The 14,488-nt window shown below is 63.0% G+C and carries 18 protein-coding genes and 1 other annotated feature; of the genes, 11 read left to right on the top strand and 7 right to left on the bottom strand.

What is annotated here, in order from left to right; genetic code table 11:
• Positions 1–93 precede the first annotated feature (93 nt).
• The 3 genes from FAA86_RS03885 (at position 94) to FAA86_RS03875 (ending at position 3,047) form a co-directional block, all read left to right on the top strand.
• A complete protein-coding gene (locus FAA86_RS03885; protein ID WP_136538466.1) occupies positions 94–1,128 on the top strand; it encodes a TRAP transporter substrate-binding protein in 1,035 nt (344 codons plus the stop codon).
• Between the two features lie 69 nt (positions 1,129–1,197).
• The gene (locus tag FAA86_RS03880; RefSeq protein WP_136538465.1) at positions 1,198–1,737 is read left to right on the top strand and encodes a TRAP transporter small permease; all 540 of its coding nucleotides are present in this window, start codon (positions 1,198–1,200) and stop codon (positions 1,735–1,737) included.
• Positions 1,737–3,047 (top strand): TRAP transporter large permease, encoded by a 1,311-nt coding sequence (locus FAA86_RS03875; RefSeq protein WP_136538464.1) that lies wholly within the window; start codon positions 1,737–1,739, stop codon positions 3,045–3,047. The genes FAA86_RS03880 and FAA86_RS03875 overlap by 1 nt, the downstream gene beginning before the upstream one ends.
• Here the strand turns inward: FAA86_RS03875 and FAA86_RS03870 are convergent.
• Entirely contained in the window at positions 3,044–3,298 is a 255-nt protein-coding gene (locus tag FAA86_RS03870) for an Ada metal-binding domain-containing protein (RefSeq protein ID WP_281281682.1), read from the bottom strand. The genes FAA86_RS03875 and FAA86_RS03870 overlap by 4 nt on opposite strands.
• A 156-nt stretch (positions 3,299–3,454) precedes the next feature.
• On the opposite strand from FAA86_RS03870, the gene FAA86_RS03865 reads away from it, so the two are divergent.
• Complete coding sequence (locus FAA86_RS03865; protein WP_136538462.1) at positions 3,455–4,132, top strand: DUF2161 domain-containing phosphodiesterase; 678 nt, start codon at positions 3,455–3,457, stop codon at positions 4,130–4,132.
• Here FAA86_RS03865 and FAA86_RS03860 read toward each other — a convergent pair.
• The 5 genes from FAA86_RS03860 to FAA86_RS03840 all read right to left on the bottom strand — a co-directional run bounded on the left by FAA86_RS03860 (position 4,116) and on the right by FAA86_RS03840 (position 8,408).
• Positions 4,116–4,487 carry a hypothetical protein gene (locus FAA86_RS03860; protein WP_136538461.1) on the bottom strand — a complete coding sequence of 124 codons (372 nt, stop codon included), beginning with the start codon at positions 4,485–4,487 and terminating at the stop codon, positions 4,116–4,118. The genes FAA86_RS03865 and FAA86_RS03860 overlap by 17 nt on opposite strands.
• 117 nt (positions 4,488–4,604) lie before the next feature.
• Positions 4,605–5,072: a DUF6644 family protein gene (locus FAA86_RS03855; RefSeq protein WP_136538460.1), complete on the bottom strand. Its 468-nt coding sequence runs from the start codon at positions 5,070–5,072 to the stop codon at positions 4,605–4,607.
• Positions 5,073–5,077: 5 nt separating this feature from the next.
• Positions 5,078–5,485: a DUF6152 family protein gene (locus tag FAA86_RS03850; RefSeq protein ID WP_377344371.1), complete on the bottom strand. Its 408-nt coding sequence runs from the start codon at positions 5,483–5,485 to the stop codon at positions 5,078–5,080.
• 145 nt (positions 5,486–5,630) lie between these two features.
• On the bottom strand, positions 5,631–7,118 hold the full coding sequence (locus FAA86_RS03845) for a SulP family inorganic anion transporter (RefSeq protein WP_136538459.1): 1,488 nt from the start codon (positions 7,116–7,118) through the stop codon (positions 5,631–5,633).
• A 73-nt stretch (positions 7,119–7,191) separates the two neighbouring features.
• Positions 7,192–7,247: a sequence feature (sul1 is cis-regulatory element that is thought to sense ions involved in sulfur or methionine metabolism; They are found in Alphaproteobacteria), on the bottom strand.
• A 144-nt stretch (positions 7,248–7,391) separates the two neighbouring features.
• The gene (locus FAA86_RS03840; RefSeq protein WP_136538458.1) at positions 7,392–8,408 is read right to left on the bottom strand and encodes a sulfate ABC transporter substrate-binding protein; all 1,017 of its coding nucleotides are present in this window, start codon (positions 8,406–8,408) and stop codon (positions 7,392–7,394) included.
• Positions 8,409–8,962: 554 nt separating this feature from the next.
• Between FAA86_RS03840 and FAA86_RS03835 the strand changes: the two genes are divergently transcribed.
• From FAA86_RS03835 to FAA86_RS03820, 4 genes are all read left to right on the top strand, one after another.
• The gene (locus FAA86_RS03835) at positions 8,963–9,202 is read left to right on the top strand and encodes a hypothetical protein (RefSeq protein WP_136538457.1); all 240 of its coding nucleotides are present in this window, start codon (positions 8,963–8,965) and stop codon (positions 9,200–9,202) included.
• 101 nt (positions 9,203–9,303) lie between these two features.
• Positions 9,304–9,552, top strand: coding sequence for a hypothetical protein (locus tag FAA86_RS03830; protein ID WP_136538456.1), 249 nt, complete (start codon positions 9,304–9,306; stop codon positions 9,550–9,552).
• A 116-nt stretch (positions 9,553–9,668) separates the two neighbouring features.
• Positions 9,669–9,917 (top strand): hypothetical protein, encoded by a 249-nt coding sequence (locus FAA86_RS03825; RefSeq protein WP_136538455.1) that lies wholly within the window; start codon positions 9,669–9,671, stop codon positions 9,915–9,917.
• 106 nt (positions 9,918–10,023) lie between these two features.
• Positions 10,024–10,272, top strand: coding sequence for a hypothetical protein (locus FAA86_RS03820; protein WP_113460868.1), 249 nt, complete (start codon positions 10,024–10,026; stop codon positions 10,270–10,272).
• Positions 10,273–10,363: 91 nt separating this feature from the next.
• Here FAA86_RS03820 and FAA86_RS03815 read toward each other — a convergent pair whose 3' ends face one another.
• Positions 10,364–10,795, bottom strand: a complete 432-nt coding sequence (locus FAA86_RS03815) for an RrF2 family transcriptional regulator (RefSeq protein ID WP_113458383.1) — start codon at positions 10,793–10,795, stop codon at positions 10,364–10,366.
• 224 nt (positions 10,796–11,019) lie between these two features.
• Here FAA86_RS03815 and FAA86_RS03810 point away from each other — a divergent pair, with 224 nt between their 5' ends.
• The 3 genes from FAA86_RS03810 (at position 11,020) to cysN (ending at position 14,392) form a co-directional block, all read left to right on the top strand.
• Positions 11,020–11,766, top strand: a complete 747-nt coding sequence (locus FAA86_RS03810; protein ID WP_136538454.1) for a phosphoadenylyl-sulfate reductase — start codon at positions 11,020–11,022, stop codon at positions 11,764–11,766.
• A gap of 189 nt (positions 11,767–11,955) precedes the next feature.
• Positions 11,956–12,912, top strand: a complete 957-nt coding sequence (gene cysD / locus FAA86_RS03805; protein ID WP_136538453.1) for a sulfate adenylyltransferase subunit CysD — start codon at positions 11,956–11,958, stop codon at positions 12,910–12,912.
• Between the two features lies 1 nt (position 12,913).
• The gene (gene cysN / locus FAA86_RS03800; protein ID WP_136538452.1) at positions 12,914–14,392 is read left to right on the top strand and encodes a sulfate adenylyltransferase subunit CysN; all 1,479 of its coding nucleotides are present in this window, start codon (positions 12,914–12,916) and stop codon (positions 14,390–14,392) included.
• Positions 14,393–14,488 lie beyond the last annotated feature (96 nt).

The following is a 14,488-nucleotide window of genomic DNA, read 5'->3' as shown; positions in this document are numbered from 1 at the left end:
CGAACTTTACATGACTCCAGGTCATGATTGTGATCGCTTCGACGCCTCGAGCCGGGGACTTTCCAAGCTGACAAAACATGGGAGGAGGAATTCATGTTGCGCCAATTTCTGATCGCCGGACTGTCCGGTGCTGCACTTTGCCTGACCGGAGCCGCAGCCTTTGCTGCGGATGTTACTCTCAAGCTGCACCAGATGCTGCCGCCGCAGGCGACCATCCCTGCCAAGGTGCTGGCCCCCTGGGCCGAGAAGATCCAGGCCGATTCCGGAGGCCGCATCGCCGTCGAACTCTACCCGGCCATGCAGCTCGGCGGAAAACCGTCCGACCTCGTCGACCAGGTCAAGGACGGCGTCGTCGATCTCACCTGGACCCTGTTCGGCTACACGCCCGGCCGCTTCCCGAAGTCGGAAGCCTTCGAACTGCCCTTCATGGTGACCACGGCGGAAGCAACCTCGGTCGCCTTCCAGGAATATGCCGAAAAGCATCTGACGGACGAGCTCACCGACTACCATGTCCTGGCAGTCCACACCCATGGTCCGGGCCTCATTCACACCATCGCCTCCAAGCCCGTGCAGAAGCTTGAAGACATGCAGGGCCTGAAGCTGCGCGGCACGTCGAAGGTGGTCAACCAGATGCTCGAAGCCATGGGCGCTTCTGCCGTCGGCATGCCGGTCACCGCCGTGCCGGAAAGCCTGTCGAAGAGCGTCATCGACGGCTCCGTCGTTCCGTGGGAAGTGACGCCGGCGATCAAGATCGCCGAGCTTGCGCCAAACCATACCGGCTTTTCCGGATCCACCGGCCTTTACACCGGCACGTTCGTCTTTGCGATGAACAAGGACAGCTACGATGCTCTGCCCGACGACCTGAAGAAGGTGATCGACGACAATTCCGGCAAGGAACTCGCCCGTCTCTTCGGCAAGGCCATGGATGAGGGCGATGTGCGCGGCAAGGACATTGCCGACAAGGCCGGCAACACGATCATCACGCTGGACGAAGCCGAGACCGCGCGCTGGAAGGCCGCCGGCGAGGCCGTGACCAAGGCCTGGATCGCGGAGATGGACAGCAAGGGCCTCGATGGTACCATGCTCTACAATGACGCGCTGGCCCTGATCCAGGCGAACACGCAATAACCTCCCCGACTTGTCCGGGCGCTTGTCGGAAGGCGCCCGGACCTTTTGAGCCTACCAGAGGACTTCTTGATGGCGACTGCCTCTTCCACCGGCTTCGACAGACTGGAGCGGGCTTGCCATGGGCTTGCCGCGAGCCTGGTCCTGTTCGGCGGCCTCTGTCTCGTCGTCGCCTGCGGGCTGACCGTGGCCTCGATCCTCGGGGGGCTGACCCTGCGTCCCCTGCCCGGCGAGATCGAGCTGGTCGAGGCGCTGTGCGGCCTCGCCGTCTTCGCCTTCCTGCCCTATTGCCAGCTGAAGCGCGGCCATGTGGGCGTCGATATCCTGATCTCCGCCTTCGGCCCGAAAGCGATGAACTGGACCCAACTGATCGGCGACATCGTGATCGCCGTGCTGATCGGGCTCGTCACCTGGCGCCATGCCGTCGGCACGATGGACAAGATCGGCAATGGTGAAACCACGCCGCTGCTCCTGATGCCGGTGTGGTGGGGCTTTGCGGTCGCGCTTGCCCTTCTCGTTGTGAATGTGATCGTCTGCCTCTTCGTGATCGCTGCCGATATCCGTGACATGCGCCGCGGCAAGACCATTGTCGCTGCGATGGGAGCCCATTGATGAGCAGCATTGAAATCGGACTCTGGTCCTTCCCCGTCCTCATTCTGCTCATCTTCCTGCGGGTGCCGATCGGGGCGGCCATGCTCGCCACCGGCGTTGTCGGCACCTATCTGGTGCTTGACCGGTGGACGCCCGTTCTGGCGCAGATGAAGGTGCTCGCCTGGAACACGAATGCGAACTACTCGCTGTCGATCATTCCGCTCTTCCTGCTGATGGGCCAGTTTGCGGCGCGCGGCGGCATGAGCCAGGCGCTGTTCAATGCGGCGGCGGCCTTTCTAGGGCACCGCAAGGGCGGCGTCGCGATGGCTGCGATCGGCGCATCTGCCGGCTTCGGCTCGATCTGCGGATCGTCGCTTGCCACGGCCGCAACCATGGCGCAGGTGGCGCTGCCGGAACTGAAGCGCAACGGCTATGCCGGCGGCCTTGCCACGGCCTCGCTTGCCGCCGGCGGTACGCTCGGGATCCTGATCCCGCCCTCGGTGGTGCTGGTGATCTACGCGATCCTTGCCGAGCAGAACATCGCCAAGCTCTTCCTCGCCGCCTTCGTGCCGGGCATTATCGCGGCGATCTCTTATCTCGTTGTCATCGCCATCTATGTACGGCTGAAGCCGGAATCGGCGGGCCATGCCGCACGCATTCCGTGGAAGGATCGCGTGCCGGCGCTGATTGCCGTCTGGCCGGTTGTTGCGATTTTCTTTGCGGTCGTCGGCGGGATCTATCTCGGATGGTTCACGCCGACCCAGGCGGCTGCTGTGGGTGCTGCCGGTGCCGGGCTTGTCGCCTTCGTCAATGGCGGGCTGGATCGCAAGTCGCTGTTCGACTGCTTCAAGGAGACGGCAGTTTCGACCGGCATGATCTTCTTCATCATTCTCGGTGCCTCGGTGTTCAACTCCTTCCTCGCCTTCTCCCGTCTGCCGCAGGTGGGCGCGGAATGGGTGACGGCGCAGGGCTTTGCGCCGATGACGGTGCTGATCATCATCCTGCTTCTCTACATCATCTTCGGCTGCATCATGGATTCGCTCTCCATGATCGTGCTCACGATCCCGATCTTCTTCCCGATCGTGACGGCCATGGATTTCGGCATGAGCCCGGAGCATTTCGCCATCTGGTTCGGCATCCTGGTGCTGATGGTCGCCGAGATCGGGATGATCACGCCACCCGTGGGGCTCAATCTCTTCATCATATCGGCGATGGCGCGCGACGTGCCAATCCGTGAGACCTACAAGGGGATCATCCCCTTCATCACCGCAGACGTCTTCCGCATCATTCTGCTGACGGCCTTTCCGATTATCTCGATCTTCCTCGTCTAGGCGGGGTCATCGACCGGGGCGCTGTCCGGCTCGTCGGGACAGCAGCGCAGACAGGCCCTGAAGCCGCCCTCACGGGCGGCTTTTGCCGTTTCGAAGAAGGTGAGGCTCTGCGGCCCCGCCGGACGCGACGGGCAGGACGGACGGCAAAAGATGCGGGTCGAGAAAACGCCATAGACGAAGCGGCCGTTCATGGCTGCATCACGGCGTGCGATGGCCTGCCATCGAGGGTCTTCGGTCGGATCGGGGTTCATGCTGGGGTCTCCTTGCAGCTTGAGCGTCAGCATGCACCCGATGAAGGGGGACGAGCCACCCGTTTCCTGCGGGCATCACGGACGCTTTAGAGGTGACGCGCGGGGACGAAGCGCGGTAGGTGTCGGACCGATCCGCAACCCGAATCCTGGAACGGCATGGAAACTTCACTCTACCAACCCGTCAAAGCCTTCCTCGAAGGCGCCGGCTATACCGTGAAGGGTGAAGTCGGCGGCTGCGATGTGGTGGGGGTGAGCGACGGGGATCCGACGCTCCTCGTCGTGTGCGAACTGAAGCTCAGCTTCAATCTCGAACTCATCCTGCAGGCGGTCGATCGCGCTTCGATCGCCGACGAGGTCTGGATCGCCGCCCGTGTCTCGGCCAAGCGCCGGGGCCGCGAGAGCGACAAACGCTACCGCGACCTCTGCCGGCGGCTCGGGATCGGCATGCTCGGCATTTCGGATCGCGGCGAGGTCAGCGTGATCGTCGGCTCCGTCACGCCCATGCCGCGGACCAATCCGAAACGGCGGTCGCGGCTGATGCGCGAACACCAGAAGCGGAAGGGCGACCCTGCCGTCGGCGGCAGCACGCGAACGCCACTGATGACCGCCTATCGCCAGCAGGCATTGGGCTGTGCAGCGGCACTCAAGGCCGGCCCGCTCAAGGTGCGCGAGATCCGCGACCATGTGCCGGAGGCGGCCAAGATCCTGCAGGGCAATGTCTATGGCTGGTTCGAACGCGTGGAACGAGGCGTCTATGGGTTGACGCCTGTGGGGTTGGAGGCGCTTTTGCGGTGGCAGCCGGAAGCGCCCCTGCCCCTTAAGCCCGACGCGTAAACAGGATCACCGCAAAGAGCAGCACACCGGCGAAGGTGACCAGCGAGGACACGGCGACGATCGGTTCCAGCGCCTGGTTGCCGCTCAGCATCAGGAAGAGCGACGGGCCCATGACGAGGATGCCTGCCGTGTAGAGCATGTACTGCACCTTCGCGACGCGGCTTGCGGCCTGGATCGGGTTCAGCGCGTAGTAGATGCCGAAGATCGCCATCGTCACCCAGCCGAGCAGGTTGATGTGCGCATGGGCACCGGTCGCTTCGAACTGGTGCGTGATCGACATGTAGAGCCCGAGACAGATGCCGGCGATCAGGAACAGAATGGCCGTGCGGAAATACCAGATAGACAATTGTGGCATGTTGAAATCCCCCGAAACAACGGGATGAGAGTAGCACTGCCCGCGGCAAGCGCAATGATCTGACGATTGTCATTTTAGGGGGAAACCCGGGCGTCTGGTCCGAGGCGGATGGCTGCCTCAGAGAAAGCCGATCCAGCGGCCGGCAAGCAGGGCGGCAAGCCAGATGGCCAGCGATGCGGATGCCACAAGCCGCAGCGCCGGCGTTGGGCTGGCGCCGGCTATCAGGGCTGCCCAAGGCCCTGAGGCCCGAACGGCGAGTGCGTTCATCGTGCCGAGGAACACCAGGCCGATCTTGATCAGGAAGGCGGTGTTGTCGGCATATTCGAGCGGGCGGACGGTAAAGAGCAGCGCGCCGGTGAGGATGGTTGCGCCCAAGGCCAGGGCCGCCGCGCGCGACAGGGTGACCGCCGTCTCTGCGAGCGGCAGGCGGGCAAGGCCGCCGAGCAGGCGCAGGTCGAGGAGGGCGCTCGCGCCGATCAGCATGGCGAGCGAGAGGATGTGGCTGGCATTGGCAAAGATGTAGAGAATGGGCCAGCGGATGAGCGCCTGGCCCACGGGTGCCGTGAGGATTGCCAGCCACTCCATGCCGGTCAGTTGGTGACGATGCGGTTCGGATAGATGTCGTAGTTCTTGCCCGACACAATCACCCGCACGGCCTTCAGGCGCTTTTCATCCGGATCGAGGGAGCGATTGCCGCGCACGGTGACCTCGTCACCGATGGCAACGACGCCTTCGACGAAGCCGGAGCGCTGGGTCTGGTTGGGATTGCCGAGCTCGATGCGCCAGGCGCCGTCGGCTGTGTCGAGTTCCAGTGTCGGATGCGGCGGGGCAAAGGAGATCGCGGTGATCTTGCCCGTCAGGTCGATCTGGTCTGCTTCGGCCCAGGACCAGCCGTGATGGGCCATGGCAGCGCCGGCGAACAGGGCAGCGCCGGCGAACAGGGCGGCGCCGGCAAGGGTGGCAAGGACAGGCATGGCGGGGGAGACTGCGCGGTTCATGATCATTCTCCAGGTTGGGACACACCTGCAAGAGTAGTGCGCCGGCCCGGCTTTTCGACGTCACCTTTGCTTGATCGCGCGGTAAGAAGGCTGGGAGCGCCAATTCGAACGGCGCCCCCGGCCCTTCATCTCAGTGCAAGACAGCTCAGTGCAAGGCAGCGCTGGCGGCGAGCCGCTCGTCCTTGTCGTGCAGGGCGAAGCGGTCGACCATGTCGGCGCTTGCCTCGTTGAAGCCGAGAACCTCGACCTCGATACCGGCCTTGCGATACTTCAGGACGATCTTGTCGAGCGCGCCGACAGCGGTGATGTCCCAGAGATGGGCAGCACTGACGTCGATGATCACCTTGCGGGCTTCATCGGAGAAGTCGAAGGCATGGATGAAGCTCTCGGCCGAGGCGAAGAAGATCTGGCCGGTGACGCGGTAGGTAACCGCGCCCGTGATCTCGTCGGCATGGCGGGTCACGCGGAAGAGCTTGGCCACCTTGCCGGCGAAGAAGATGCCGGAGAGCAACACGCCGACGATGACGCCCTTGGCGAGGTCGTGGGTCGCGACCACCGTGACGACGGTTGCCAGCATGACCACAGAAGACTGCCAGGGATTGCGCCTGATATCGAGGATCGAGCGCCAGGAGAAGGTGCCGATCGAGACCATGATCATGATGGCAACCAGCGCTGCCATAGGGATGATGCGGACGAGATCGTCGAGCACCACGATCAGGAAGAGCAGGAAGGCGCCGGCAACGAAGGCGGAGAGACGGCCGCGGCCACCCGAACTGACGTTGATGACCGACTGGCCGATCATGGCGCAGCCGCCCATGCCGCCGATCAGGGCCGAGGCGATGTTGCCGGTGCCCTGGCCGATGCATTCCTGGCTTTTGTTGCTCGGCGTGTCCGTCATGTCGTCGACGATCTGGGCCGTCAGCAGCGATTCCAAGAGGCCGACCGCGGCAAGGGTCACGGAGTAAGGCAGGATGATCTGCAGCGTCTCGAGATTGAGGGGCACGTCCGGCAGGAGGAAGACCGGCAGCGTCGAGGGCAGTTCGCCGAGATCCGCCACGGTGCGCAGGTCCATGCCGGTCCACCAGGCGAGCGTCGTCAAGACGATGATGGCAACCAGCGGCGACGGGATGAGCTTTGTGACATAGGGGAAGAGGTAGATGATCGCGAGACCGCCGGCGATCATGGCATAGGTCAAGCCCGGCACGCCGATCAGCTCCGGCAGCTGAGCCATGAAGATCAGGATGGCGAGCGCGTTGACGAAGCCGGTGATGACCGAGCGGGAGACGAAGCGCATGACGCGGCCGAGTTTCAGATAGCCCGCGAGGATCTGGATCACGCCCATCAGGATGGTGGCGGCGAAGAGATATTGCAGGCCGTGTTCCTTGACCAGCGTCACCATGATGACGGCGGTGGCAGCGGTGGCGGCCGAGATCATGCCGGGACGGCCGCCGACAAAGGCGGTGACGCAGGCAATCGCGAAGGAGGCGTAGAGGCCGACCTTGGGGTCGACGCCGGCGATGACGGAAAAGCCGATGGCTTCCGGTATCAGGGCTAGTGCGACGACGATGCCCGAGAGGATATCGCCACGGATGTTGGAGAACCACTCGCGGCGGTAATTGGTAAAGCTTTGCATTGTTGATTTTTCACAGTTGTTGCAACGGTCCGAGCGGGTCTCGGGCCAGGAAAAGAGGATGGTTGCGTTGCTGTGTTGTCTGACGGATCGGCGGCCAGAAGAGCCACCCGGAGTTTCACCGGGTCCTTGTGGATGGCTCTCGTTTAGCCGAAAGCCTGCTGCAGGGCAACACCGGGAAGGCCACAGGCCCGCGCGCTGCACTTCCCTCTGCGGCCAAAAGCAAAGAAGGCGGCCCTTGGCGAGCCGCCTTCTTCTCTCGGGAGGAGCCGCCCATCAGGGGCGGTAGATCTGGTCGAAGACGCCGCCTTCGCCGAAATGCTCGGGCTGCGCCTTGGCCCAGCCGCCGAAGAGCGGATCGTCGATGGTGACGAGGTCGAGCTTCGGCAATTCCGGACCGGAGCCTGCCGGCACGAGGTCGGGGCGCGATGGACGGTAGAAGTGCTTGGCCGCGAGGGTCTGGCCTTCCGCCGAATAGAGGTAGTCGAGGTAGGCCTCGGCCTCCTTGCGGGTGCCCTTCTTCTCGACATTGACATCGACGACGGCGACCGGCGGTTCGGCAAGGATCGACAGCGACGGGGTCACGATGTCGAACTGGTCGGCACCGAATTCCTTGCCGGCGAGATAGGCCTCGTTTTCCCAGGAGATCAGCACGTCGCCGATCTCGCGCTGGGCAAAGCTCGTCAGCGCGCCGCGGGCGCTGGTATCGAGCACCGGAGCGCGGCGGTAGATCTCGGCGATGTAATCGCGGATCTGCTGCTGGTCACCGCCGAATTCCTTGTTGGCCCAGGCCCAGGCGGCGAGATAGTTCCAGCGAGCGCCGCCGGAGGTCTTCGGGTTGGGCGTAACGATCTGCACGTCGCCCTTCACCAGATCGCCCCAGTCCTGGATGGCCTTGGGATTGCCCTTGCGCACCAGGAAGACGATGGTCGAGGTGTAGGGCGAGGAATTGTTCGGCAGGCGGTTGCGCCAGTCCGGGGCGAGTAGCTTCGCCCGCTCGGCGATGATGTCGATGTCGCTCTGCAGGGCAAGGGTCACGACATCGGCCTCCAGACCTTCCATGACCGCGCGGGCCTGACGGCCGGAGCCGCCATGGGACTGGTCGATGGTGACGGTCTCACCGGTCTCCTGCTGCCAGTGTTTGGCAAAGGCTGCGTTGTAGTCCTGATAGAATTCGCGGGTCGGATCATAGGAGACGTTCAAGAGCTCCGCCGCCCCTGCCGGCAGCACGAGGCCGGTGGACAGGCTCAATCCGACGAGAAACGCCGCAAGATTTTTCCCAATGCACGTCATGTCTGTGCCTCCTCTCTGGCGTTAACGATTTAAGACTACCGAACAGGTCATCTTAGTCAACGCGGGGTGAGAAGTTCGCAAAAGCGTTTCCCTGCCACGGGTGGTCGACGCGATGGTCGTTCTGCCTTGAGACGGGGAAGTGGCCGAAGTTTTTCATCAGGAGCGATTTCGGCGAAACGCTTCGACCGCGGTGCGGGTCGCGATGAGGTGGGCAGACTGTGTGGCGAAGCGTTTCGGTTTCGCGCCCCGGCGCGACCAGAGCAGGCCTCCCCCGCGCCCTCTTCCACCCCCTCCTGCCCTCAAACAGCAGTCACAAAAGGAAAGAAATAAAAAATAATCGTTGTATGTCATAGTTAAATGACGGCAAAAAGACAGCCTAACCCGCTGTTTTCATTCAATCATAATTTCAAGTGCCTCCCGTGATACCGGGTACTTTCACCGAACCAATCAGTTCGATTGTGCGCAAAGGGGTATTGTAATCCCAATCATCCTGCGCCAAATACAACTCATCGAACCAAGCAGTTCGATCCGCAAGGTTCTAAAGGTACATGCAAATGAAGACCATCGCAGCAGCACTCCTGACCACCATCGCAGCCGCTTCGGCCGCTTTCGCGATCGAGCCAATCCCGGGCTCCATCACCTATGGCGGTGCGCAGCCGAGGCTCGAACAGGCTCCCGCCGGTTCGAACTTCTTCCATACCTTCTACGCCAATGGATCCGAAGTCCACGAGATCTATCAGGTGAACGCAGACCGGACCGTCTCCCTCGTTTCCCGTTCCGTAGCGAACGACTGACGCGCCAGACGATCTGAGATCCCGGGTAGAACTCTACCCATATCCACAATCATGAGCTGAACACATGCGGTGTTGCTCAATTCAAGATAAGGAATACGACCATGAAGACCATCCTCTCTGCAGCCCTCATCTCGCTTGCTGCCGGTTCGGCCGCTTTTGCCGCCGTCCAGCCGATCCCGGGCTCGATCACCTATGACAATGCAAACGTTCAGCTGGAAAAGGCACCTGCCGGTTCGACCTTCTTCCACACCTTCTCCAACGGTGACGGCCGTGACGTTCGCGAAGTCTACAAGGTCAATGCCGACAAGTCGGTGACCCTGGTCAACCGCACGATCTCCAACGCTTCCTAATCCGAAGCGCCTGAACGAACGCGCCTCCCAAGACGCTGAAGACCTCCAGCGGCAGGCTCGGCCCCTCTCCACCGCCCCGAGCCGCCGCCACACACAACGCACAAGGAATTAAGACCATGAAGACCATCATCTCTGCAGCCCTCATCTCCCTCGCAGCCGGCTCGGCCGCTTTTGCAGCCGTTCAGCCGATCCCGGGCTCGATCACCTATGACAACGCAAACGTCCAGCTGGAAAAGGCACCTGCCGGTTCGACCTTCTTCCACACCTTCTCCAACGGTGACGGCCGTGACGTCCGCGAAGTCTACAAGGTCAACGCCGACAAGACGGTGACCCTCGTCAACCGCACTGTCTCCAACGCTTCGTAATCAACGCGCCTCTAAAGGACGCACCCTTCGGCGGCCGGCTCGGTTCCCCTCTCCCCCTTCCCCCAACCAGGCCGCCGCCACCCCAACCCTTGAAAGGAACAAGACCATGAAGACCATCATCTCTGCAGCCCTCATCTCCCTCGCAGCCGGCTCGGCCGCTTTTGCAGCCGTTGAACCGATCCCGGGCTCGATCACCTATGACAACGCCAATGTTCAGCTGGAAAAGGCACCGGCCGGTTCGACCTTCTTCCACACCTTTGCCAACGGTGACGGCCGTGACGTTCGCGAAGTCTACAAGGTCAATGCCGACAAGTCGGTGACCCTCGTCAACCGCACCATCTCCAACGCTTCCTGATCCAAGGGTGCGTGATGGGCCTCGGAGCTTCGGCCCCGGGGCCTTTTTTTTGTGCGCGTATTTCAGGTGATGGGATCGCCTCGATCGGCGCTCAGTGCGGCGCGTCGCCCGCATCGGCCGCGGCATCCGCCAGGCTGGTCGTCAGCAGCACGGCCCGGGTCTCATCGGCAACGCGGGCAAAGACGCGACGGATCTCACAATCCGTCTCGCCGTCGCAATCCTCGCAGCGGCGATAGGCCGTGAGCGAGAGACAGGGAAGCGGCGCCACCGGACCGTCGATCAGCCGCAGGACCTCGCCATAGGTGATCTCGCTTGCCGGCCGGAGCAGGAGATAGCCGCCCTGCTTTCCCCGTCGGCTTTCCACCATGCCGCCGCGCTTCAAATCGAGCATGATCTGCTCGAGGAATTTCTTCGGGATCTTCTGCTGATCGGCAATGTCGGGGATCTGGATCGGCTCGCCCGGCTCGGCGCGGGCAAGAAGCGTCAGCGCCCGCAGCGCATATTTGGCTTTCTGTGTGATCATCGATCGTCAACGTCCGCCAGAAACGGCCCCACATTCTTGGGTTCAGGCCATAGCGCAATTTACCGCCGGGTTCCACGGGTGATTTCAGCGCTCAGGGGACGAATTGCCGCGATCCGCGCGTGCAAGAGAGATATTTGCTCTTTGACCGCGACAGGGCGAACGTCGATTTCTGTCCGTTTCCCTGCTCTTGCCGGATAATGGCGCCACTGAGCAGGGATTCCATGATGACTGTCACCACCGCCGCAGATCTGGCCAGAGCACTGGACCAGCAACTCGCCTCCGCAAACCTCACCGAGCGCCTGCGCATCGTCGCCGGTCTTGATGGCCGCGCCGTCTTCACGACGTCGCTGGGCATCGAAGACCAGGTGATCACGGCCGCGATCGGGCTTGCCGGCCTGCCAATCGATGTCTTCACCCTGGAGACGGGCCGCCTCTTCAAGGAGACGGTCGATCTGATCGCCGAGACGGAAGAGCGCTTCGGCATCGCGATCAAGCGCTTCTACCCGAAGCAGGACGATATCGACGCCTATGCCTCGAAATACGGCCTGAACGGCTTTTATGAAAGCGTCGAAGCCCGCCATGCCTGCTGTCATGTGCGCAAGCTGGTCCCGCTGGCGGAGGCGCTTTCCGGCGCCCGCTTCTGGATCACCGGTTTGCGCCGCTCCCAGTCTGGCAATCGCGCTGCCACGCCCTTTGCCGAATACGATGCCGAGCGCGGCCTCATCAAGGTTAACCCGCTGGCCGACTGGTCGCTCGACGACATCAACACTTACGTCGAGGCCGAGAGCGTGCCGACCAACCCGCTGCATAAGCGCGGCTATCCCTCGATCGGCTGCGAGCCCTGCACCCGGGCGATCAAGCCCGGCGAGCCGGAGCGCGCGGGTCGCTGGTGGTGGGAGAATGACGAGAAGCGCGAATGCGGCCTGCACGTGCCGGAGGCGGCGACGTCTCTGGTGCCGACGCCGGCTTGAACTGATTTCGCTTAGGTAGCTGCCCCTCATCCGGCTGCCGCCACCTTCTCCCCGTGAACGGGGAGAAGGGCAACGCGGTTACCGTTCTGCCCCTTCTCCCCGCCTGCGGGGAGAAGGTCCCGGCAGGGGGATGAGGGGCAAAGCGACCGAAGATAGAGGGCGAGAGCCCAGGGAAAGAAAAAGAAGACCATGCACGTACACACATCCGAATTCGATCCGCATTCGCGGGACGCGCAGACCAAGCCGCCGCTCGATCCGCATCTGAAGGCGCTCGAGAATGAGGCGATCTATATCTTCCGCGAAGTGGCAGCCGAGTTCGAGAAGCCGGTCATGCTCTATTCGATCGGCAAGGATTCGTCCGTGCTGCTGCACCTGGCGCGCAAGGCCTTCTTCCCCGGCCGCGTGCCCTTCCCGCTGCTCCACATCGACACCGGCTGGAAGTTCCCCGAGATGATCGCGTTTCGCGATGCGACGGCGGAAAAGTTCGATCTCGACCTCATCGTGCACACCAATCCGCGCGGCAAGGAAGAAGGCATCGGCCCCTTCACCCATGGTTCGGCCTATCATACCGACGTGATGAAGACGGAGGCTCTGCGCCAGGCGCTCGACGCCGGCAAGTATGATGCAGCCTTCGGCGGCGCGCGCCGCGACGAGGAAGCAAGCCGCGCGAAGGAGCGCATCTATTCCTTCCGCACGCCCGACCATAAATGGGACCCGCGCAACCAGCGCCCGGAACTCTGGAACATCTATAACGGCATGATCCGCCGCGGCGAGAGCGTGCGCGCCTTTCCGCTGTCGAACTGGACCGAAGTCGATATCTGGCGCTACATCCAGGCCGAAAACATCGAATTGCCGCCGCTCTATTATGCCAAGAAGCAGAAATATGTGGAGCGTGACGGCATGCTGATGTGGGCCGAAGACCCGCGTTTCGAGGCCCTGCCCGGCGAACAGATCCAGGAAGGCATGCTGCGCTTCCGCACGCTTGGCTGCTGGCCGCTGACAGGCGGCATCCGTTCCCATGCGACCACCCTCGACGAGGTGATCGCCGAACTCGAAATCGCCACCGTCTCCGAACGCCAGGGCCGCGCCATCGACCGCGACCAGGCCGGATCGATGGAAAAGAAGAAGCGCGAAGGATATTTCTGAGATGACCGCAGCTGCCAGCACCGCCCTCGTTTCCGAGGCTCCGCATACCGACACCGCACCCGTCATCCGCGACTCGCGTCCGCTGCGTCTCATCACCTGCGGCTCCGTCGATGATGGGAAGTCGACGCTGATCGGTCGTCTGCTGTGGGACACCAAGGCCGTCAAGGAAGACCAGGCCGCCAGCCTGAAGCGTGACTCCGGAAGCCAGAACGATCTCGGCCTGCCCGATTTCGCGCTGCTGCTCGACGGATTGCAGGCCGAGCGCGAACAGGGCATCACGATCGATGTCGCCTATCGCTATTTCGCCACCGACCGCCGCTCCTTCATCGTTGCCGATACGCCCGGCCACGAGCAATATACCCGCAACATGGCGACCGGCGCCTCGACGGCGGATCTCGCGGTCCTGCTCGTCGATGCGCGCGCCGGCCTTTTGGAACAGACCCGCCGCCATGCCACCATCGCTTCGCTGATGGGCATCAAGCAGTTCGTGCTGGCGGTCAACAAGTTCGACCTCGTTTCTTACGACAAGGCCGTGTTCGATCAGATCAGCACCGAGTTCAAGGCACTCGCGCTCACGCTTGGCGTGCGCCAGGTGACCGCGATCCCGATGTCGGCGCTGAAGGGCGAAAACGTCGTCTATTCCGCCCGCGCGGTGATCCCGTGGTATGAGGGCCCGACGCTGGTCGAGACGCTGGAGCTCGCCACCCTGCGCTCCGGCCAGTCGACCGGTTTCCGCCTGCCCGTGCAGCGCGTCTCGCGTCCAGGCGAAAGCTTCCGCGGCTATCAGGGCACGGTTGCCGGCGGTGCGGTGAAGCCCGGCGACAGCGTCGCCATCCTGCCATCCGGTCAGGTGGCGAACGTCAAGCAGATCGTGACCTTCGACCTCGTGCGCAACGCCGCCGTCGCGGGTGACGCGATCACGCTGGTGCTCGACCGCCAGGTGGACGTGGCGCGCGGCGACATGATCGTCTCGCTCGATGCCCAGCCGCAGACGGGCCTTGCCTTCGACGCGCAGCTCGTTGCGCTGCAGCCTGACGGTATCGTGCCAGGCAAGCGCTACTGGCTGAAGGCCGGCTCGCGTCGCCAGCGCGTGCAGGTGCAGCCGGTGCAGCAGCTCGATCTCAAGTCCGGCAAGTGGCAGGCAGCCGAGATGCTGCAGATGAACGCTATCGGCAAGGTGCATCTGTCTTTCGACGAGACGGCGATATTCGATCCTTACGAATTGAACCGCGGCACCGGCGCCTTCATCCTGATCGACCCCGACACCAACAACACGGTGGCCGGCGGCATGATCACGGCCAAGCGGACGGAGCTCGGCGGGCTGAATGCGCATGAAGGCCGGGTCATTCTTTCGCTGCCGGCTGATCTTGCAGAACAGCTTCTGGCCACCGAACTGCTGGCAAGCCGGCGGGACGAGGTCGAGACCCGCCGGGTCACCACCAGTGCCGCACGGCAGCTTCTCGACGACATCGACGGCTGAGCCGCCTTTTAAGCATCCCGCAAACGGTCCGCCTCGCGCGGGCCGTTTCGTTTGCATCCGAGGGCATGCCTTCGGCAGCTTTCCATTTTGGAATGA

The organism is Rhizobium rosettiformans W3, from assembly GCF_004912135.1.
In the GTDB taxonomy this organism is placed as follows: Bacteria; Pseudomonadota; Alphaproteobacteria; order Rhizobiales; family Rhizobiaceae; genus Allorhizobium; species Allorhizobium rosettiformans.
Note: the sequence above shows the minus strand (reverse complement) of the source record. Positions and strands in the feature narration are given on the sequence as shown.